Raw genomic sequence first — 21,195 nt, 5'->3', positions numbered from 1 at the left:
GAATCAGGTGTTCCTATATCCCGCCAATAATGGCCCCGGCTGATAAAGGCCCGAACCGGAACGCCTTCTTGAATCATCTGCTGATAGACCGGGATAATATCATAACTGCCGGTAGAAGGGAGAAAACCGAAGATCTCCTGGCCCAGGATATGTATGCCGGTAAAGGCCAATCCTTTTCCTCTTTCCTGTCTGAAATCCCGGATACGGCCCGACCCATCCACTGCAATCTGGTTGAATTCAGGGTAATCGTGCAGAATCAAAGTGACCGGCCCCGGTCCGCTTTGATGAAAATCAAGGGCCTTTTGTAGATCGATATCCGTAACGATATCCCCGTTGAACACCACGAAGGGGCTTTCCTTCCAGAAGCCCCGGGTGCCGCCGATCCCGCCGCCCGTCCCCAGGATTTCCGGTTCGTAGCGGGTGTGTATTTGAAACGGCCGGCCCTCTTTTTCGGATTGAACAAATTCTTCTATTCGGGGGGCAAGGTGATGGGTATTGAGGACCAGCCGGGAGATAGAAAATCGATTCAGGAAATCGAAGGTCAGGTCAAGCAGGGGCTGATTCAGGATCGGGAAAAGGGGTTTGGGACGGCCCAGGGTCAGGGGAAGGAGACGGGTCCCTTTCCCGGCCGCCAGAATCATGGCTTCCATGGCTAAAAATCAGAATCCAGGAGCCAGAAGCCAGAAGCCAGAAGAGAAAAACAATCTTCAACATTCTGAATTCTGAATTCTGAATTCTGAATTCCTGTTCTTTTATATTCCCAGATAGGCTTCTTTGACATGGGGATTATTCAGGAGTTCTGCGCCGGTCCCTTCCAGGACGATACGCCCGTTTTCCAGGACATAGGCCCGATGACAGATGGACAGGGTGTGTTTGACATTCTGCTCCACCAGAAGGACGGTCACCCCTTCCTGATTGATTTTTTTTATCATTCGAAAGATCTCCTGCACCAGTACCGGAGCCAGCCCGAGGGAGGGTTCATCGAACATCAGCAGTTTAGGAAGGGACATGAGCCCCCGGCCGATGGCACACATCTGCTGTTCGCCCCCGCTCAAGGTGCGGGCATGTTGTTTGCGCCTTTCTTCAAGACGGGGGAACAGACTGTAGATCCATTGGAGGGTTTCCTTCCTTTTGGATTTAGCCAGGGGGGAAAGGGAGCCCATAATGAGATTTTCTTCTACGGTCATTTCCGGGAAAAGGCGTCTGCCTTCCGGGACATGGGCAATACCCTGTTCGATGGTTTTATGTTCGGGAATCCGGTCCAGTCTTACCCCGTCGAATTCGATGGACCCCTTCTTGGGACGGATGAGACCGGAAATCGTACGCAAGGTGGTTGACTTCCCGGCCCCGTTGGCCCCGATCAGGACCAGGATCTCTTTTTCCCGGACTTCAAAGGAGACCTCCCACAAAACCTGGACATCCCCGTAGGAGACCTCCAACTGATTGACCTTAAGCATAATCTTCTCCCAGGTAAGCCTCGATTACCTGCGGATTCCGGGAAACCTCTTCCGGAGTCCCGGAGGTGATCGACTGGCCGTGGTTGATAGCCAGGATTTTTTTCGAGATGCTCATGATCACCTTCATGATGTGTTCGATGATGATGATGGTAATTCCCTGCTTGTTGATGTTTTTAATCAGTCCGATAGCCTGATCGACTTCTTTGGGGTTCAGGCCGGCACAGGTCTCGTCCAGAAGAAGGACTTTGGGTTGCGTGGCCAGGGCCCGGGTAATCTCCAGGCGTTTACGGAGTCCGATCGGCAGGCTTTTAGCCGTCTGCTCCTGGTAGGATGAAAGTCCGCAAAAGGCGATGGTTTCCAGGGCCAGTTTACGGGCTTCCCTGAGGGTGTTTACCCGGCAAAAGGCTGAGGCGATGACATTATCCAGGACGGTCATTCTGGCCAGGGGTTTGACTACCTGGAAGGTCCTGGCAATGCCTAATTGGCAGATTTTATGGGTGCTCAGACCGGTGATCCGCTGTCCCATAAAATAAATATCGCCGGAGGTCAGAGGAAAGTAGTGATTGATCAGATTGAAGATAGTTGTCTTTCCGGAGCCGTTTGGTCCGATAAGACCGAAGATTTCCCCCTCCTCCACCTGGAAGCTGACCCCGTTGACTGCCGATAACCCTCCGAAAAATTTAACCAGGTCCCTGGCTTCAAAGATGATCATGAGGCCTCCCTTGCCGCTTTCCGAAGGAAAATTTTCTTGATTTTGTTCCAGTCTCCTACCAGGCCGTTGGAAAGGTACAGGATGGTCAGGACCACCAGGATGCCGAAGGCCAGGGCATGACCGTGACTGATCCATTGGGGACCCAGTCCAAAGAGGGCGGTGCGGAAAAGTTCCTGGATGCCGACCATGACCAGGGCGCCTACAGCCGGACCCCATAAGGTGGCCACACCGCCGATGATCCCGACCAGGATGGCCTGTATGGAGACATCATGGAGCGAAAATACGACCGCCGGGTCGATGAATCCCATATAATTCATATAAAAAGCCCCCACCGTCCCGGTGAAAAAAGAACTGATCATCAAGGAGATATTTTTATAAAAGGGGGTACTGATCCCCAGGGATTCGGCGGCATCCTGGTCTTCCCGGATGGAGACAAAATAATAGCCCCATTTGGAGTTCATGACCAACTTGATGATCCAGAAACAGGCGGCGGCGATGAAAAGGACGATATAATAATAGGGAAGCTTGCTGGCAAAGGTCTGGATGATCATGATCCCCACCATGCCTTCGGTAAAGTCCACCCAGTTATTGGCGACAAGCCTCAGGATCTCCCCGGAGGCCAGGGTGGCCAGGGCAAAATAAGGGCCCCTCAACCGGAAGCAGAGATAACCGATGAGGATGCCGAGGATTACAGCCGTTCCGCCTCCAAAGGCCATCCCCCACCAGGGAGAAAGTCCCAGTTTTGTATTTAGTATGCCGGCCGTATAGGCCCCAATTCCGAAGAAGGCCGCATGGCCGAAAGAGACCTGACCGGTAAAGCCGGCCAACAGGTTCCAGGAAGAACCAATGACCACCCACATGAGGACCAGGATCATGAGGTGTTGATAATATTCCTGCCGGACGATCAAGGGTAAAAGGACGGCCAGGATAAGAATGATGAGGCTGAACAGGCCCTGCCTTGGTCTTTTCATAACTAAACCCTCATGCCCGCCTGCGCGGGCGCTACGATGCATGAAAATGGAATTAAGAGAGGCTATAGGCTATGGGCTATGGGCTATAGGTCAGCTTTTTGCTGCTCCGTTTTTCCTCTCGCCTCGTACCTCTCGCCTGAATTTTTATTTTCGAACTAAACCCCCATGCCCGGGGCGGGCACCACGAAGAATGAAAATGTCTTTCGCCGACCCCTGATCCCTGATCCCTGATCCCTGATCCCTATTTTCGAACTAAATCCGGGTCACCCTTTTCAGTCCCCCGGGGAGGAAGATCAACACCAGGAGGAAAATGACCATACCCACCGCATCCTTATATCCCATGGAAATAAAGGTGGCCCCGAGGGATTCATATACGCCGAGGGTCAGCCCTCCTATGATGGCCCCCACCGTGCTCCCCATGCCCCCCAAGATAGTGATCACAAAGGCCTTCAGGGTAAAGGGGCCGCCGATATCCGGAAAAAGATAATAGACCGGAAGGAGTAAGGAGCCGGCAGCGGCATCCAGGGCCGAGCCAAGGGCATAGGTGGTGAAAGTGATTCGCCGCTGTGGTATCCCCATGAGCACAGCAGCATCCTTATCCTGGGCCGTGGCCCGGATGGAACGTCCGATATCGGTCTTCATGAGGAAGAAAAAAAGGCCGATAGTCAAAAGGATGGCGATGAAAAAGGCTATGGTCAGGGGGTAGTTGAAAGAGATTCCTCCCAGATAAATGGCCTTATTGGCATAGCCGGTGCGGACCGATTGGTAGTTGGAGGTAAAAATGAAGCGGGCTACTTCGGTCAGACAAAGGCCGATGCCGACGGTCATGAGGACCTGATTTTCCGGCAGGATGGATTCTTTCCCGATCAGGGGATCCAAAAGATATTTACCGATGAAAAAGGCCAGGATAAACAAGGCCGGCATGGTTACCAGGATGGACAGGTAAGGATCCATGCTGAAGTACTTAAAGCAAATAAAGGTGATGTACATGGAGGTCATCAGGATCTGGCCGTGGGCCAGATTGATGATGCCCATAACCCCCATGATCAGGGTCATCCCGATCCCGATCAGGGCATAAAGGCCGCCGATCAGGATACCTATGACAACGGTCTGGGTCATCTGGAAGAAATCGTTCATCCCCATGACCCCCATGACCATGCCGACAACAACCAGGGCATAGGGGACGCCGATGAGGATCAGGGCTGCGACTATCAGAATCCTGAAAAGAATGGCCATAGGTCCACCCGTAATTTGATTGTCTATGTGCTTATTGCCTGTATACCGACAAAATTTTGTAGATCAAGTTAAGCAACTTGCACTGCACGCGGATTTTTTTGCTAATGCGCCCCTTTTCCGTCTGAATTCTGGCTCCTGGCGCCTGAATTCCAGATTGGGTTATCGTTCCTTCCAGGGTTTATGCGGGTAGAGGTATTTGACCGTGGCGTATTCCTTGGGCCAGACACATTCCAGCTTGCCTTTGTTCCATTGGACCAGATAGGTGGCCACCTTGTTCTGATTGGTTTTCTTGCCGTAAGAGGTGAACTTGATCCGGCCGAAAGCGGTCATTAAATCGGTGGCGGCCAGGGCCTGACGGATATCTTCATGGGATAAGGACTTGGCCCTTTTCAGGACATCGGCAATGACGAACATGGCGGCATAGGCCTCAGCCCCATGATATTCCGTATCCTTCCCATGCAATTTTTTGTAATTCTTAAAATAGTCCATGGCACCGGGGAAGGGAAGGGTCGGGACCCATAAAGTGGCTGAGAAAACCCCATCCGTGGCCTTACCGGCATTTTGATAAAACTCCGGCAGGGTAAAACCGGCCGCCCCCCCGACAAAGAGTTTGGGGTTGATATCCAACTCCATGGACTGGCGCACGAGCAGGGACGCATCCATGATGTAGGAGATCATATAGACCAGATCAGGATTGGCGTTCTTGACCTTGATCAAAAGGGGTTTGAAGTCCACGGCTCCCTTTTCATAACCTTCCTTGAGGACCACCTGAATCCCTAACTCCTTGCAGGATTTTTCAAATTCCCTGGAGCCGCTGGTGCCGAAGAGGGAATTTTCAAAAAGGATGGCCGCAGTTTTGGGCTTGGCGACTTCCTTAAAGAAGGTTTCAGCGGCATCGGCATACTCGCTGACCGGAGGATTCAAACGAAAGACATAATTCCAGCCCTGCTCGGTGATAACATCGGCCGCGCCGGTATTAATCAAAAAGGGCATTTTGTTTTGCTGGGCCACCCCGGCGATTGCCCGGGTTTCGGAACTTCCGTATCCGCCCCCCAACAGGACCACTTTGTCTTTGGAGATGAGCTTTTCCGCAGCGGCCCGGGCGATATCCGGTTTGCCGGTGTCATCTTCAAAGAGTAATTCGATCTTGGCCCCTTTTATCCCGCCGGCCTTTTGAATCTCATTGAAGGCCATCAAAAAAGAATTTTTCTCAATTTCCCCGAAGGCTGCTTGCCCTCCGGTCAGGGGAAGGATGATCCCTACCTTGATGACATCGGCGGCCTTGACCGGACTCGAAACACCCAAAGTTCCAGTTAATAAAAAAATCATACCCAAAAGATAAATCCATTTCCCTCGTCCCATAACACCCTCCTTTGTTTAAGATTTCAAAAAACGAAGTATGATGAATGAACAATTATGTAATAATACTTTGGTAACTTGGTGAATGTCAATAAAAAATCCTGATTTCAGGCGGCACCCGGAGGCCTTTTTGGACGCAGATCGACTCGGATCGGCAGATTTTCGCCGATCGTGCAGATTACCAAGATTTTGAATATAAAGATTAGTTTTCGGCGGCGATCGGCGAAAATCGGCGTCCAAATTTAATTTTACCCCTTAAAATCGTCGGTCGATAATCCGAAGCGCCTCATCTTGTCGTAAAGCGTCTGCTTCGGCAGCCCCAGGGCTTCGCTGGCCGCCGATGCCCGTCCCGAGTGGCTCCGGAGCGCCTCTTCGATAAGATGGCGTTCGAACAGATCCACCTGTTCTCCCAGGGAACGGGGTCCGGTTTTTGAGGCTTGCAGCGAACCGATTACACTGCTTTGCATGCCGAGGACGAATCGGGCGGCGATATTGCGCAGTTCCCGGACATTGCCCGGCCAGTCATAGGCCAACATCCGGTTTAATTGTGGTTTCGAAAGGGCCGGGGCCTCACGGTTATAGCGCTGGGCCGCTTCCATGACAAAATGTTCGAACAGCAGGGGAATATCCTCCCGCCGTTCCCTGAGCGGCGGGATGGTCAGTTCCAGGACGCTCAGACGATAGAAAAGGTCGATACGAAAGCGTTGTTGGGAACATAATTCCCGGAGGTCCTTACAGGCCGAAGCCGTCAGGACGCGACAGTTCATGGGGATAAGCTCATTGGAACCCAGGCGTTCGAATTGCCGCTCCTGCAGGGTCCGCAGCAACTTGCTCTGTAAGGAAAGGGGCATGGACTCGATTTCATCGAGAAATAAGGTGCCGGCGCCGGCGTGTTCGATCTTGCCGATACGCCGTTTCAAGGCCCCGGTGAAGGCCCCGGCTTCGTAGCCGAAAACCTCGCTTTCAAATAAAGTCTCCGGCATTCCGCCACAATTGATGGCCACAAAATTATTCTGCTGCCGGCTCCCATGTTCGTGCAGACAACGGGCCACCAATTCTTTCCCCGTTCCGGTTTCACCCAGAATCAAGACATCGACATCGGTGTCAGAAAGGTCCAGGATCGTCCGGCGTAAACTCTCAATGGCCGGTGAGTACCCAAGGATCTTGGACCCGATACCCTGCCGGTTTTCCAGCTTACGACGCAGGGACAGGACTTCCAGGGTCAGCTTGCGTTTATCCAGTGCCCTTTTGACTACCTCGCTCAGGTGTTCCGAAGAGAAGGGTTTTTCAATAAAGTCGTAAGCCCCTTCCCGTATGGCCTGGACGGCCATGGAGATGTCGCCATGGCCGGTGACCAGGATTACCGGCAGGTTTGGATCGATCGTTTTAGCGTGGCGCAGCAGTCCCAGGCCGTCCATCCCCGGCAGTTTGACGTCGCTCACCAGGACGCCGGCAAAATCGGGCACGATATGCTTTCGCACCTGTTCAGCCGAGTCATAGGCCTGCACCTCAAGACCGGCCAACTGTAAGGCCTGTTGGCTGCCCAGACGTACGGCCGGATCATCCTCAACAAAAAGCACCTTGAGCCCCTCAAACATAAGACCCCTCCGTATCGGCTGCCCGAAGTTCGATCTGAAATTCGGCACCGCCCTCACTATGATTCCGGGCCTTCAGCACACCGCCGAAATCACGCAGGATACCCGTTGAAATGGCCAGACCCAACCCCAGCCCCGCACCCTGTTCTTTGGTAGTGAAAAAAGGTTCGAAGAGATGAGGCATTACGCTATCGGGAATACCGGTTCCGCTGTCCCGGACCCCGATGAATACCCTTTCAGCCATTTGGGAGACGTCGATCTTCAGCCGGCGTTCCGGCACAGCGGCCATGGCATCCAGGGCGTTGCTCAAAAGGTTCACCAGGACCTGGGCCAAGCGGTTTCCGTCGCAGAGCGCCCACACCTCAGGTGGGGAAATATCCCGCTCCAGAACAACGCCCTCTTTATGAATACGTTGTTCCATCAGGGCTATGGTCTCGGAAATCACCCGGGCTACGGAAACCGGCCTGGGGTGGGCCGGTGATTTTCGGGCAAAAGATTTTAGTTGTCCGGTGATTTTTCCCATCCGTTCGGTCAATTGGCAAATGATTTCCAGATTGGCCTCCACATCGGAAACACGACCCCGTTGCAGCAAGACCACGGCATTATCGGAAAGGGTCCGCAAGGCCGCCAGAGGCTGATTTAATTCATGGGTGATACCACTGGCCATCTGACCCAGAGCGGCCATCTTCCCGGCTTGAACCAGTTCTTCCATGGCGTCTTTGAGGACCTGTTCGGCATGCTTCCGTTTATTGATTTCCTCCTGCAGATGGATGTTGGCCGTGCTCAGGTCGGCGGTGCGCTCAATGACCTTGAGTTCAAGTTCATCATGGGCACGCTGCAAGGCCTCCTTGGCCGCAATATTCTGGGCGATGGCCCGTCGGCGTTGTTGCAGATACAGGGCCAGGATCATCAGGAATCCCAAAGCCAGACCGGTGGCAAAAGCGGTATTGCGGGCCAGCACCTTGACGGGTGCCATGTTGGACAAGGTGATGAGTTGCCAGCCGGTTTCCGGAACAGACCTGCTGGTGGCCAGGACATAGGGCTCCAACAGGGACTGCATCACTTTGTTCTGAAGGGCTTTGGTAATGGTTATCAGGCGGGCATTTTTAGAAAGACGATCATCCTCTTTAAATCCAATCGGATCCAATGAACCGATTCCCCAGTATTGTCTGGTCCTGGCCAGTTTTTTTCTGGTTTCTTCCGAAAGCGGATTCAGGGTTTTGAATTTCCAATCCGGTACTGAAGTGAGAAAGACTACGCTGTTTTCATCGACCACCAGAACGGCCTCACCCCCGCCGCTCCAGGACTCACCGAGCTTATCGAGGCTGACCTTCAAAGCAGCCACGCCGATCAGTCTTCCGGCGTGGAAGATACCGTGGGCCAGATAATAGCCCGGCTCATTACTGACCGTGCCGATGCCGTAAAAGCGTCCGGTCGACCCGTGCCGGGCATCCTGGAAATAAGGGCGGAAGGCATAGTTCTTGGCCACGAAGCTCAAGGGCTGGTTCCAGTTGCTGGAGGCCAGGGTGAGACCCTGGCGGTCCATGATGTAAATCGCTAAAGATTTTGCTTCCCGATTAAGCTCTTCCAGGTAATGGTTGGCCGTGGCCACCTGCCTGGGATCATCCGGATGGAGCAGGAGATCGACCACTTTGTTGTTCAACCGCAATACCTTGGGCAGGTAATCATAGCGGCGTAGCTCGCTCAACAGACTGCCGACATAAATATCAAGCCGATGCTCGGCGTTCTGGCGTAAATTACGGATGCCGGCCCGTTCACTCCAGATATAGGCCAGATAGACACCAAACGAAAGCAGGGTAAGCAGCAGCAATCCTGAGACCATCCGTCCCTTGACGGGCCCGGTCCAGGGTGAGAATTTTTCTCTAACTTGGCGAAGTCTCAATAGTTACTCGTTGCTCGTTGTTCGTTGCGGGATGGTGGAGAAATCCGCAATCCGAAAACCGAAATCAAGTATCCAGTATTACCTGAGAAATCACCGGCCCGTCAAGGAATTATGTAGTGAAGTTAAATTTCTTGACTTTTGTTGACTTATTAAGATATTAAACCCTCATGCCCCCCAGGGGGCGCCACGAAACATGAAAATGGGTTTCTCCGCACTCCGAACTCTTAACCCAGAACTTTATTTTCGTGTTAAAGGCACCATTTATGAGTATAGGGAAAGGATGAGGCATGGAAAAAAATCTTGAAAAAGTCAGAACCATTGGTCTGGTGGCCCACAGCGGGGCTGGAAAAACCTCCCTGGGGGAAGCCGTTTTATATACTACCAAGACCATTGATCGCCTGGGCCGGGTGGATGACGGGTCATCGGTCCTGGATTTTGAACCCGAGGAACTGAAACGCCATTTGACCATCAATACATCTTTCCAGCATTATAATTGGAAGAAACACACGATTTTTTTCGCCGATACGCCGGGGGATGAGAATTTCATCGCCGATACCTTTTCCTGCCTCCAGGTCCTGGACGGCCTGGTGGTGGTGGTCGATGCGGTTGACGGAGTAAAGGTCCAGACCGAGCGGGTCTGGCAGGCCGCCGAACAATATGGAATTCCCCGTTTGATTTTTATTAATAAGCTGGACCGGGAGCGGGCCGATTTCCAAAAGACCCTCACCTCGATTCAGACCATCTTGAAAATCAAAACCGTTCCTTTTACCCTGCCCATAGGTATGGGTGAGACCCTGAAAGGGGTAGTCTCTCTTTTAAATAACAAGGCCCTGGAATATGCCGGTATCCAGGGGGAGGGGAAGGAAGTCCCCTTGCCGGCGGACATGGCCGATGAGATCCAGACCTACCGGGAAAGCCTGGTAGAACATCTGGCCGAAGGGGATGACTCTCTGATCGAAAAATTTCTGGAAGGGGAGGAATTGACCCCCGAAGAGTTATCCATAGGCCTGCGGAAAGGGGTCTTACGAGGGGGACTTTTCCCGATATTCTGCGGTTCAGCCTTGAAGAACATGGGGATCGACCTGCTTTTAGAGGCCATTAACAGCGCCTTGCCTTCGCCCCTGGATCGGGGCTCTCGAATCGGTCAGGATCCCAAAACGAAGGCCGAGAAGAAAAAAGAACCCTCCATCGAGACCCCTTTCGCCGCCCTGGCCTTCAAAACCCTGGCCGATCCTTATGCCGGCCGGCTGACCATCTTCCGTATTTTTTCCGGCGAAATTACGGCCGATTCCGGTTTCTATAATGTCAATAAAGGGGTGAAGGAACGGTTCGGACAATTGTTTGCCCTGGAAGGAAAAACGCAAAAACCCATTCCCGTCGGGTATCCGGGTAATATCCTGGCCGTGGCCAAATTAAAGGAAACCGAGACCGGCGATACCCTGGCCGACGAGAAAGACCCCATCCTTTTTCCTTTTACGTCCCCGGCCTCTACGGTCATTTCCTATGCAATTGAGGCCAAAAATAAGGGAGAAGAAGACAAGGTCTTTTCATCTTTAAGCCGTCTTATGGAAGAAGACCCGACCATACGCCTGGACCGGGATTCCCAGACCAAAGAGATCATCCTCTCGGGCATGGGTCAGGTCCACGTGGAAGCGACCGTTGAAAAATTAAAGAGGAAATTCGGGGTGGAAGTGATCCTGAAACCCCCCAAGATCCCTTACCTGGAGACCTTCCGCCAGCCGGCCAAGGGGATTGTCTACCGGCACAAGAAACAGACCGGGGGCCGGGGTCAATTCGCCGAGGTCCACATCGATGTCTTTCCCCTGGAACGGGGCAAGGGGTTTGAATTTCAGGATGCCCTGGTGGGTATGAACGTGCCCAGGAATTTTGTGCCGGCCGTGGAAAAGGGCATCTCTGAATCCATGCAAAGCGGGGTCCTGGCCGGCTATCCGGTGGTAGACTTTAAGGTCCGCTTTTATGACGGCAAGTCCCACGAAGTCGATTCTTCGGAAATGGCCTTCAAGATCGCGGCCTCCATGGCCTTTAAGAAAGCGGTCCAGCAGGCCCAGCCGATCCTGTTGGAACCCATCGTCAAGATTAGCGTCACCGTACCGGACGAGAGCATGGGAGATGTCATCGGTGACCTGAACAGCCGCCGGGGAAAGGTCTTGGGCGTGGATTCCAAGGGGAATTATCAGGTCATCCAAGCCCAGGTCCCCATGGCTGAAGTGGCCAGGTATGCCCCCGACCTGACGGCCATGACCCAGGGCCGGGGTTCCTTTCAATCCGAGTTCTCCCATTACGAAGAAATCCCGGCTTACATGAGCGAGAAGGTCATCCAGGAGGCCAAGGCAGCGCTGGAAGAATAAACGAAAAAAATTTCGGATTGCGGATTTTGGAATGCGGATTTCAAACAAAAATCCAAAGGAAAAGCTATTATTTGACAACCTCTTAAAAAGTCCGGAAGAGTCCATTTCCGTCATTCCCGCGCAGGCGGGAATCCAGATTTTGATTCTTCATTTAACCAGTAACCAGTAACGAGTAACAAACCCTTGATCCAAACAGGCATCCTGACCATCAGCGACAAAGGCTCCCAGGGGTTGCGCACCGATGAGGGGGGACCGAAGATCCAGACCTTGCTGGCTGCCGATTGTTATCAGGTCCGGATCACGGCCGTGGTCCCAGATGAAATCCCTTCGATTGTCGAAACCCTGGTGGATTGGTGCGACCGGGAAAAACTGGACCTTATTTTGACCACCGGGGGCACAGGATTGAGCCCGAGAGATATCACCCCCGAGGCCACCGGCCGGGTCCTGCATCGTGAAATCCCGGGCATAGCCGAGGCCATGCGCCAGGAAGGTCTCAAGCACACCCCGTATTCCCAACTTTCCCGGGCCAAGGCCGGAATCAGAGGCCAGACCCTGATTATCAACCTTCCCGGCAGCCTTAAGGCTATCGAAGAGATGCTCCCCGTAATCCTGCCGGTCATTCCCCATGCCCTGGAAAAGATCCAAGGGGACCCGAGGGATTGCGGGCGGTAAGTTTCCTCTGAAAATGAACACGTTGAATTCAAGGAAGCGAAACAACTTTTTGATCTCCTTGTTAACATCCTTCCCGAACCTTTTCAAAAAAGGAAAAATCATGGCTGGTATAGGAGAAGTTCCTTGATTTCGAAATCTTCTCCCCTTCGCCGATGGGTTTAAGCCCTGCCAGCTTCATATCATAATCGACCATGATCTTGATCAATTCATCAAAGGTGGTCCGGGGTTCCCAAAGGAGCTTTTGCCGGGCCTTGGTAATGTCCGCCTGGAGGAAATCGACCTCCGTAGGCCTGAAGTATCGGGGATCGATTTCGATTATCGCCTCACCGCAATGGAGCAGGCCTTCCCAGGTTGATGAAAAACTTTTGACCAGCCCCTTTTCTTCCCGGCCCCGGCCTTCCCAGACCAGTTCAATTCCTGCGTAAGTAAAGGCCTTTTCCAGGAACTGTCTGATGGAGTGGCTCTTCCCGGTACCGATGACATAATCATCCGGACTGTCTTGCTGGAGCATCAACCACATCATTTCGACAAATTCCGGGGCAAATCCCCAATCCCTTTTGGCCTCCAGATTGCCCAGAAAAATCCGTTTTTGTCTGCCCGACAATATATTGGCCAAAGCCCGGGTGATCTTCCTGGTCACGAAGGTCTCGCCCCTTCTGGGGGATTCGTGGTTAAACAAAATCCCGTTACAGGCATACAGACCGTAGCCTTCCCGGTAATTAACCGCCAGCCAGTAGGCATACACCTTGGCCGCGGCATAAGGGCTTCGAGGGCGAAAAGGGGTTTGTTCATTTTGCGGGGGAGGGGCCGCCCCGAACATTTCGGAAGAAGAGGCCTGGTAGAATTTGGTCTTGATGCCGCTTCTCCTGATGGATTCCAAAATCCGGGCCGTACCCAGGGCGGTCACATCCCCGGTGTATTCCGGCATATCAAAACTCACCCGGACGTGGCTCTGGGCCCCCAGGTGGTAGATCTCATCGGGTTGGATGTTATAGATCAAATTGGTCAATTGTCCCGAATCGGCCAGGTCGCCGTAATGGAGAAATAATTTAGCCTGGGCCGTATGGGGGTCAATATAGATATGGTCGATCCTTCCGGTGTTAAAGGTGCTGGCCCTTCGAATCAACCCATAGACCTCGTAATCCTTGCTTAAGAGCAATTCTGAAAGATACGAACCGTCCTGCCCGGTTATCCCGGTAATAAGCGCTTTTTTCATTTGATGATCCTTGTTGCGGGTTACGGGTTACGTTATTTTCGTATTAAGCCTTCATGACCCATGGAGGCACCACAAAGCATGAAAATGCGAATATCGAATAATGAATGTCGAAGTAAGGTTGGGTTTGAACCCGCAACCCGTAACCCGTAACCCGAAACTCGAAACCCCCATGCCTAAGAGGAAGCCGATTGCGCCACGATTCCCGGCTCGGAAACCCAGTAAGGGTTGACCAGATCCTCGAAGATGGCCAGGGCCGCTTCGGCCCCCTGACCGGCGGCGGTAACGATCTGCTTATAGCCGCCCTCCACATCCCCGGCTGAATAGATTCCCGGGAGGTTCGTGCGGTGCCGTTCGTCCTTTTTGATATAGCCGTCTTGGGTCAGCTCTATGCCCAGACGTTTTGCTAACTCCACGGAAGGTTGGTACCCGACGGCCACAAAGACGCCGTCTACTTCCATGACCAGCGCCTCCCGGGTTTGGTTGTTGATCAACTCCACTTCCCGCACCCGATCTTCTCCCCTGATCTCCTTAATTTCGGTGTTGAGCAGGATGGGTATCTTCTGGTCTGAAAGACTTTTGGTCAGATGGGCCTGGGCCCGCAAGGTATCCCGGCGATGGACCAGAGTTGCCTTAACGCCGATCTGGTGCAGGTGCAGGGCCTCGGTGACGGCACTGTCTCCTCCGCCGACGATGATGACCGGCCGATCCTTGAACAGGGGCCCGTCGCATGTGCTGCAATAGCTGACTCCCCGTCCGAACAAGCGTTCTTCCCCCGGGCTGCCCAGGTGCCGGTAAACGGCTCCGGTGGCCAGCAATACGGCCCGGGTCAGGAACCGCCGGCGGTTGGTGGTGACGATAATGGGCTGGCCGGGTTTAATATCCATGACCTCCTCCCCGGGAAAGATATTGGCATACTCCAGGGCATGGAGGGCCATAATGTCCACCAGGGCCTTGCCCCCCACCTGAGTAATACCGGGGTAGTTTTGAACAATGGGGGTCGTTGCCACCTGTCCCCCCAGGACACCTTTCTCAACCACCACAGTCTTGAGGCCGCTGCGGGCGCCATAGATCCCGGCCGTCAGGCCGGCCGGCCCGCCTCCGACAATGACCAGGTCCGTTTCGATCTGCGGCGCATCGTTGTCCGGAATAAAGATCGTCTCTTCCTTAAGTTTTTTGAGGCTGGCCATAAACAGTTCTTCCGGTTGGGCTCCTCTGGCGATCAGCTTCTCATTGGCAAAAACCAAAGGTGTGCCGAAGGCCTGGTACTGGTCGGCCAGTTCCGGCATGGCCTGGACATCGATGATCTCCAGGGAGATGAATTCAGGCCTCTCCACCGCGGCCTGGAGGGCGTTCCGGGCCTGTTGAGGGCAATAGGGGCAGGTGAGGCTGACAAAAAGCTTGATCTGACGGGGCTCGTTGATGTCCTTTAAAATCTTGAGGGATTGTTCTCCTAACCGGCTATTTCGGTGACCGATCATATTCAGGGCCTGGAAAAAGGGCTCTGTCTCATGGCCGAGGGGAACACCCAGCCAGCGGATATTAACCTGATCAGGGGCCAGGATCAGGGTCGGGGTATATTGAACCTGATATTTAGAGGCCAGTTCGTGTTTTAAATCGAATTCCTGAAAGCTGATTTTATCGGAAAGGCCGGCCAGGGAGCCCAGGACCTTCCGCGCCGCTTCGCAATAGGGCTCGTTTCGTCCGGGCCCGGTAAAAAGCAGGAGCTCAACTGTTCGGGGGAGCAGATCAAAAACCGCTTTCAGCAGGTCATTGACCTTTTCTTCCTCAGGCTGCTGAGTTTTTGGTTCGGTCTTTTTTTTTCTGAACACAGTCTTTCCCTCATTTTAAGTTGCAAGTTGCCTGTTTCAAGTTTGATGATCTTGCAAAAATTCGTCATTCCCGCGCAAGCGGGAATCCAGGCCAATCCCAACTTATCAGAAACACTGGATTCCCGTTTCTACGAGGAATGACGGAAAAGGGGCGCCTTCGTATTTTTTACGAATGTAGAAAGATGCAAGTTTCAAGGGACATGGTCCGACGAAAAGACCATTCCGCTATCCGCAATCCGAATTCAGATGGGGGGTTGCATTTTTCAAAAAACATTTTACTTTTATACTAAGCCCTCATGCTCAAAGGGCCGCCAAGAAGTACGAAACCAGTTTATTTGTATCAGTTTAGCTTTTTGAAAAATAATTTTCACCGCAGAGCCGCAAAGGGCGCAAAGAGGGAATAAATTTTCCTTTCTGTTGAGAGGACAGAAAGGAAAAAGCTTTCGCAACCCTTCTGCCGGCTTCAAAACGGAAGCCTTGTTTAAGGTCGACGAAGTCGACCGCGTAATTATTTGGTCGGAGGCCAAGTATGTTTTGTTCAATCCCGCCTCTCACGGGATTGAACAAAGATGTTTCTCTCTGCGTTCTTCGCGCCTTTGCGGTGAAAAAAACTCTCTTTTCAAACAGCTAAAGTGTTACGTTTATTTTAATTCCGAAATCCGAAATTAGCAATCCGAAATCGAAAGGAGATCTTCCATGTATCAAAGCCAGTACCGCCGAATGGACCGTTTAACCCAACAAAAACAAAACGATGCCTATGTCCATCAGGGAAAATGGCCTGAACCGACCGTCTGCGGCCAGTGTCAGAGCCTCTTTTCAGGGGGCCGATGGACCTGGAATAAAGACATTCCCCGTGGTGCCAACCAGGCCCTTTGTCCGGCCTGCCGCAGGATCAATGATGATTTTCCGGCCGGTATCGTGGAATTGAGCGGCCCTTTTTTCTCCAGCCACAAGGAAGAGATCCTGAACCTCCTGCGCCATGAGGAAGCCCTGGAAAAGCAGGAACATCCTATGGAGAGGTTTGTTAAAATACTTGACGAAGCCCAGGGGACGACCGTCTCCACCACGGGGATTCACCTGGCCCGGCGGCTGGGCGATGCCGTACACCGGGCCTATCAGGGCGAATATGATATCCAATACCTGGAAGATGAAAAATTTGTTCGCATCTCCTGGCAGCGGTGATTTCCTATTATTTTGGAAGTCAGGAAAAGCTTATTTTCGTCATTCGTCGTTTTTTCGTGAAAACGGGTCCCGCCCTTGGCGGGATTAATAAAGTTACGCCTGGCCTGGATTCCCGCCTGCGCGGGAATGACGCGTTATTACTTGGTCATCATTTCTGATGGCTATGTAAAAAGTCAAAGATTGCTCTTTTCCGTCACCCCGGTGAAAACCGGGGTCCAGAGGCCGTTCAGACCCTGTCACTGTATAATGGCTCATTGATTTTTAGGGTCCTCCTCTCTATAAGCCGGGAAATAACTTTCCGTCCCTGTTTCTTTTTCCGGTTGGCGCCCTCGACCGCTCAGGCGTTGCATGAAGACATAGAGGACCGGAACAAAGGGAATGGCCAGCAAAGTGGAAGCGAGCATGCCCCCGAAAACGGCGGTTCCAATGGCCTGTTGGCCGGCTGCCCCGGCCCCCTTGGCGAACAAAAGCGGAACCACCCCTAATATAAAGGCAAAGGAGGTCATCATGATGGGCCGGAAGCGCCGGCTGGTGCCCTCAATGGCCGCATCGATGGCGGACATCCCTTCCCGCTGGAGGTCCCGGGCGAACTCGACGATGAGTATGGCGTTTTTACTGGCCAGGGCGATCATCAACACCAGGCCTATCTGAGTATAGAGATTGTTGTCGAATCCCCGGATAATAAGGGCCAGAAGAACGCCCACCAGGGCCATGGGCACAGCCAGAATAACCGCGGCTGGAGAAATCCAGCTTTCATACAAGGCGGCCAGGACCATGAACACCAGGGTCAAGGAGATGAGATAGATGAAATAGGCCTGGTTCCCGACCCGTTTCTCCTGATAACTGGTGGCCGTCCAGTCATAGCCCACCCCCTTTGGAAAGGATCGGGCCGCCAGATTTTCCATCAAGGTCAGAGCCTGTCCGGAGCTGAATCCCGGAGCGGTGGAGCCGAAAATTGTCGCTGCCGGGTAGAGGTTGTACCGGGTGATCAATTCAGGGCCTTGAGTCGGCCTGACCTCGATCAGGCTTCCCAAGGGAACCATTTCCCCCCGGATATTCCGGGTATAAAGGTTTTTGATGTCCTCAGGCTTCAGGCGGAAACGGTCGCTGGCCTGGATGTACACCTGGTAGACCTGATCGAATTTATTGAACAGATTAACGAAGCTGGAGCCCAGGTAACCCCGGAGGGTCTCAAAGACGTTAGAAAGCGGGACCTGAAAGGATTGGGCTTTGGTCCGGTCGATATGAAGGTACAACTGGGGACTGCTGGCGTTAAAGGTGGTGGTCAGGCCTTGCAGGGTCTGTTCGGACCTGGCCCTTTCGATCAGTTCGCCGGTGGCCTTTTGGAGTTCGTCCAGGCCAAGGCTCTTCCGGTCTTCCACCATCATCTGGAAACCGCCTGACTGGCCCAATCCCCTGATGGACGGGGGGATGACTACAAAGGACAGGGCTTCCTGGATTCCGGAAAGATCCCGGTTAAGGCCGGCCACGATCTTTTCCTGGCTCAGGCCGGCCCCCCTTTTACTCCAGTTTTCATAGACCACAAAGGTGGTGGAAACCGTTGAGACATTCGCCGCATCCAGAAAGGAATACCCGCCGATGGTGACCCATCCCGAGACGCCCGGGGTCTTCTTCAAAATAGCGCTGATTTTCTCCGAAACCTCCAGGGCCCGCGGTTGGGCGGCGCCGTCAGGCAACTTAGCGAACAAGACGGCAAAGCCCTGGTCCTCCGTCGGGAGAAAACCGCTGGGCCGATGGACAAAGGCCCAGCCGGTCAGGGCGATAATGATAAAAAAAACTATGGACATGAGCACCGACCGGTTTACCATCCAACGAACAAGATTCATATAGGGGCCTTTCATGGCCTGGTAAGCCCGGTTGAAACCGCGATAAAACCAGTTGGTCTGTTTCTCCCGGCCGGAACGGAGCCACAGGGCGCACTGGGCCGGTTTTAAAGTCAGGGCATTGATGGCGCTGATGACAGCAATAGAGGCAATGACCAGGGCGAATTGCCGGAAGATCTGGCCGGTGATGCCCGGTAAGAAGGCGGCCGGCAGGAAGACCGAAACCAGGGCCAGGGTAATGCCCATAATGGGGCCGGTCAATTCGTTCATGGCCTTGATGGCCCCTTCCTTGGGCGACAGCCCTTTCTCGATGTAATAGGAGGTGTTTTCCACGATGACGATGGCATCATCCACCACGATGCCGATGGACAAAACCAGGGCGAAGAGGGTCATGAGGTTGATCGTAAATCCCAGGGCGATCATGGCCGCAAAGGCCCCGATGATGGTCACCGGGACGGTGGTGGCCGGAACGAGCAAGGCCCGGTAATCCTGCAGAAAGACCATGATCACGATCAGGACCAGAATTCCGGCTATGAAAAGGGTGACATAAACAGCATGGACCGCCTCCCGGACAAAGAGGGTGGTATCATACCGGATGAGGTATTTCAACCCCTCGGGAAATTCCCTGGCCATCTCGGCTACGGCCTGGTAAACATTGTCGGCCACCTTGATGGCGTTGGCCTCCGGCAGGGAGAAGATGGGGATCTGGGCCGATTTCTTCCCCCCCATGTTGGCAAAATTTGAGTAGAACTGCTGTCCCAGGTCCACCCGGGCAATATCCCGCAGGCGGACCATCTGGGCGGTTGTCCCCCGTTCGCTTTTGATCACGATGTCTTCAAACTGTTTGATATCGGCCATCCGTCCCAGACTGGTTATGGTAAGCTGCATGGAGTGATCGGCCGGCACCGGCGGGGCACCCAATTGTCCGGTCACCACCTGGACATTCTGGTCGGCAATGGCGTTCTGGACATCCTGGGTAGTGAGGTTGAAATCCTGGAGCCTTTTGGGATCCAGCCAGACCCGCATACTATAGGGTCCGGCCCCGAAAACCCGGACCTGGCCGACCCCGGGCAGCCGGGACAGGGGGTACTGCATATTGATAATGGCATAATTGGACAGGAAGGCTTCATCAAAACGGTTGTCTTCGGCGTAGAGACTGACTACCAAGAGGATGTTGGTGGAAACTTTTCTGACGCTCACCCCTTGCTGCTGGGCCCCCCCGGGAAGCTGGGCCAGGGCCGAGTTGACCAGATTCTGGACCAGGGCCAGCGATTTGTTCAGGTCGGTCCCCACCTCAAAGGTGATGGTCAGGGCATAGGAGCCGTCGCTGCTGCTGGAAGAAGACAGGTAAATGGAATTCTCCAGACCGTTGACCGCCTGTTCAATGGGCACTCCGATGGTTTCGGCAATGACCGTCGCACTGGCACCGGGATATCGGGCGGTCACCTGAATGGTCGGCGGCGTGATCGGAGGATACTGCTCCACCGGAAGGTTCGTATAGCTGACCCATCCGATGATAACGGTGACGATGGCCAGGACATTGGCCAGGATGGGCCTTTCGATAAAAAATTTAGAGATCATGATCCGGCCTTCGGGGAAACAGGGGGCTTCGGGGATTCAGGAATAAGGGACCGGGGTTCCTGTTTTTCCGGGGTAACCACCCGGCCGGGAAAGGCCTTTTGCAGGCCTTTTACCACCACCCATTCCTTTCCGGTCAGTCCTTCTTCAATCACTCTCAAGTGGTCCAGCGAAGCTCCGGCCCGCACACCGAACCGTTGCACCTTGTTCCCCTGGTTGACGACCAGAAGGAATGAACCGCGCTGATCAGAGCCCACCGCCTCTTGAGGCACCAGGAAAGCCGGTCTTTTTCTGACCGGGAGTTGTAGCCGGGCATAGAGTCCCGGCAGTATCTTTCCATCGGGATTTGGAAAGACGCCTCGCATCAATAAGGTCCCGTTAGTGGGGGTCAGACCGGTGGCGGCAAAATCCAGAAAGCCTTTGTGGGGATGGGCCTTTTCATCGAGAAGGCCCATGAACAGGGACCAGGGCCTGGACGGGGTCTTCCCCGGCCGCCAGCCGGCCTCGGCCATCAGGCGGGCCAGATCCAGATCCATAATGGTAAAATAAACGTAAATGGGGTCGATCTGGGTAAGCTGGGCCAGGACCGTAGCCTGACCGGAGCCGACCAGGTTGCCGGGGTCCACCAGCCTCCGGTCGATCCGGCCGGAAAAAGGGGCTTTGACTTCCGTATAGCCGAGATTGAGTCCGGCCAGGTCCCGCTGGGCCTGGGCCGAGAGGAGATTGGCCTGGGCCGAATCCCTTTGATTCCGCCAGTGGTCTACATCGGTTTTAGAGGCGGCATCAAGGTGCACCAGATTGGCGGTGCGGTCCAATTGGGTCTGGGCATAATCCAGTTGGCTTTTCTGGAGCAGGACCGCAGCCTCGGCCTGCTTGAGGTTTTCCTGATAAGTGTTTTGCTGAATGAGAAAGAGCAGATCCCCTTTTTTTACCGGTTGTCCGTCTTTAAAAAAGACCTTGTCCAGGTATCCGGCAACCCTGGCCACTAATTGCACGGTGTTAGCGGCCTGGGTATTGCCGGTCAATTCCAAATAATCGGTCACGATCCGCCTGACCGGCTGGGCGACGGTAACCGCCGGGGGAGGCGGGGGCAGGGGTTTGGGTCCTTGCCCACAGCCGGCCGGAAAAAACAAGAACAAGAAGCAGAGGATCCGGATCAGAAGGGCCCGGAACTTAAAGATGATGAATTCGTAAAAAGTCGCCGAAACCCGCATTACGTCATTCCGGCGAAAGCCGGAATCCAGTGTTTTTAGCAGGTTCGAATTTCCTGGA

General features: G+C 53.7%; 15 protein-coding genes. 3 read left to right on the top strand and 12 right to left on the bottom strand.

The features are described 5' to 3' along the window. The 8 genes from HY879_06380 to HY879_06345 form a co-directional block, all read right to left on the bottom strand. Window positions 1-650, bottom strand: a 650-nt coding sequence (locus HY879_06380; protein ID MBI5602964.1) for an NTP transferase domain-containing protein, incomplete at its 3' end; no start/stop codon positions are given. A gap of 102 nt (window positions 651-752) precedes the next feature. Continuing rightward, window positions 753-1,457: an ABC transporter ATP-binding protein gene (locus HY879_06375; GenBank protein MBI5602963.1), complete on the bottom strand. Its 705-nt coding sequence runs from the start codon at window positions 1,455-1,457 to the stop codon at window positions 753-755. After that, entirely contained in the window at window positions 1,450-2,169 is a 720-nt protein-coding gene (locus HY879_06370; protein MBI5602962.1) for an ABC transporter ATP-binding protein, read from the bottom strand. Before HY879_06370 ends, HY879_06375 begins: the two co-directional genes overlap by 8 nt. After that, window positions 2,166-3,140 carry a branched-chain amino acid ABC transporter permease gene (locus HY879_06365; protein ID MBI5602961.1) on the bottom strand — a complete coding sequence of 325 codons (975 nt, stop codon included), beginning with the start codon at window positions 3,138-3,140 and terminating at the stop codon, window positions 2,166-2,168. The genes HY879_06370 and HY879_06365 overlap by 4 nt, the downstream gene beginning before the upstream one ends. A 252-nt stretch (window positions 3,141-3,392) precedes the next feature. Further along, on the bottom strand, window positions 3,393-4,259 hold the full coding sequence (locus HY879_06360) for a branched-chain amino acid ABC transporter permease (GenBank protein MBI5602960.1): 867 nt from the start codon (window positions 4,257-4,259) through the stop codon (window positions 3,393-3,395). 276 nt (window positions 4,260-4,535) lie between these two features. Continuing rightward, the gene (locus HY879_06355; GenBank protein ID MBI5602959.1) at window positions 4,536-5,738 is read right to left on the bottom strand and encodes an ABC transporter substrate-binding protein; all 1,203 of its coding nucleotides are present in this window, start codon (window positions 5,736-5,738) and stop codon (window positions 4,536-4,538) included. Window positions 5,739-5,983: 245 nt separating this feature from the next. Then, window positions 5,984-7,333 carry a sigma-54-dependent Fis family transcriptional regulator gene (locus HY879_06350; GenBank protein MBI5602958.1) on the bottom strand — a complete coding sequence of 450 codons (1,350 nt, stop codon included), beginning with the start codon at window positions 7,331-7,333 and terminating at the stop codon, window positions 5,984-5,986. Continuing rightward, window positions 7,326-9,233: a sensor histidine kinase gene (locus tag HY879_06345; GenBank protein ID MBI5602957.1), complete on the bottom strand. Its 1,908-nt coding sequence runs from the start codon at window positions 9,231-9,233 to the stop codon at window positions 7,326-7,328. Before HY879_06345 ends, HY879_06350 begins: the two co-directional genes overlap by 8 nt. A 287-nt stretch (window positions 9,234-9,520) precedes the next feature. Between HY879_06345 and fusA the strand changes: the two genes are divergently transcribed. Continuing rightward, complete coding sequence (gene fusA / locus HY879_06340) at window positions 9,521-11,602, top strand: elongation factor G (protein ID MBI5602956.1); 2,082 nt, start codon at window positions 9,521-9,523, stop codon at window positions 11,600-11,602. 183 nt (window positions 11,603-11,785) lie between these two features. Then, window positions 11,786-12,274: a MogA/MoaB family molybdenum cofactor biosynthesis protein gene (locus HY879_06335; protein ID MBI5602955.1), complete on the top strand. Its 489-nt coding sequence runs from the start codon at window positions 11,786-11,788 to the stop codon at window positions 12,272-12,274. 61 nt (window positions 12,275-12,335) lie between these two features. Here HY879_06335 and gmd read toward each other — a convergent pair whose 3' ends face one another. Further along, complete coding sequence (gmd, locus tag HY879_06330; GenBank protein ID MBI5602954.1) at window positions 12,336-13,490, bottom strand: GDP-mannose 4,6-dehydratase; 1,155 nt, start codon at window positions 13,488-13,490, stop codon at window positions 12,336-12,338. Between the two features lie 173 nt (window positions 13,491-13,663). After that, window positions 13,664-15,319, bottom strand: coding sequence for an FAD-dependent oxidoreductase (locus HY879_06325; GenBank protein MBI5602953.1), 1,656 nt, complete (start codon window positions 15,317-15,319; stop codon window positions 13,664-13,666). Between the two features lie 696 nt (window positions 15,320-16,015). Here HY879_06325 and HY879_06320 point away from each other — a divergent pair. Continuing rightward, complete coding sequence (locus HY879_06320) at window positions 16,016-16,501, top strand: ATPase (protein MBI5602952.1); 486 nt, start codon at window positions 16,016-16,018, stop codon at window positions 16,499-16,501. Window positions 16,502-16,752: 251 nt separating this feature from the next. Here the strand turns inward: HY879_06320 and HY879_06315 are convergent, their stop codons facing one another. Both HY879_06315 and HY879_06310 read right to left on the bottom strand, forming a co-directional pair. Continuing rightward, window positions 16,753-19,926: an efflux RND transporter permease subunit gene (locus HY879_06315; protein MBI5602951.1), complete on the bottom strand. Its 3,174-nt coding sequence runs from the start codon at window positions 19,924-19,926 to the stop codon at window positions 16,753-16,755. Further along, the gene (locus HY879_06310) at window positions 19,923-21,137 is read right to left on the bottom strand and encodes an efflux RND transporter periplasmic adaptor subunit (GenBank protein ID MBI5602950.1); all 1,215 of its coding nucleotides are present in this window, start codon (window positions 21,135-21,137) and stop codon (window positions 19,923-19,925) included. The genes HY879_06315 and HY879_06310 overlap by 4 nt, the downstream gene beginning before the upstream one ends. Window positions 21,138-21,195 lie beyond the last annotated feature (58 nt).

The organism is Deltaproteobacteria bacterium (assembly GCA_016219225.1).
Classification (GTDB): domain Bacteria; phylum Desulfobacterota; class RBG-13-43-22; order RBG-13-43-22; family RBG-13-43-22; genus RBG-13-43-22.
Note: the sequence above shows the minus strand (reverse complement) of the source record. Positions and strands in the feature narration are given on the sequence as shown.

Bases quoted from the DNA above. Each gene is read 5' to 3' on its own strand.
- HY879_06375 (MBI5602963.1), bottom strand. From the start codon at position 1,457: ATGCTTAAGGTCAATCAGTTGGAGGTCTCCTACGGGGATGTCCAGGTT.
- HY879_06370 (MBI5602962.1), bottom strand. From the start codon at position 2,169: ATGATCATCTTTGAAGCCAGGGACCTGGTTAAATTTTTCGGAGGGTTA.
- HY879_06365 (MBI5602961.1), bottom strand. From the start codon at position 3,140: ATGAAAAGACCAAGGCAGGGCCTGTTCAGCCTCATCATTCTTATCCTG.
- HY879_06360 (MBI5602960.1), bottom strand. From the start codon at position 4,259: ATGACCCAGACCGTTGTCATAGGTATCCTGATCGGCGGCCTTTATGCC.
- HY879_06355 (MBI5602959.1), bottom strand. From the start codon at position 5,738: ATGGGACGAGGGAAATGGATTTATCTTTTGGGTATGATTTTTTTATTA.
- HY879_06350 (MBI5602958.1), bottom strand. From the start codon at position 7,333: ATGTTTGAGGGGCTCAAGGTGCTTTTTGTTGAGGATGATCCGGCCGTA.
- fusA (MBI5602956.1), top strand. From the start codon at position 9,521: ATGGAAAAAAATCTTGAAAAAGTCAGAACCATTGGTCTGGTGGCCCAC.
- gmd (MBI5602954.1), bottom strand. From the start codon at position 13,490: ATGAAAAAAGCGCTTATTACCGGGATAACCGGGCAGGACGGTTCGTAT.
- HY879_06320 (MBI5602952.1), top strand. From the start codon at position 16,016: ATGTATCAAAGCCAGTACCGCCGAATGGACCGTTTAACCCAACAAAAA.
- HY879_06315 (MBI5602951.1), bottom strand. From the start codon at position 19,926: ATGATCTCTAAATTTTTTATCGAAAGGCCCATCCTGGCCAATGTCCTG.
- HY879_06310 (MBI5602950.1), bottom strand. From the start codon at position 21,137: ATGCGGGTTTCGGCGACTTTTTACGAATTCATCATCTTTAAGTTCCGG.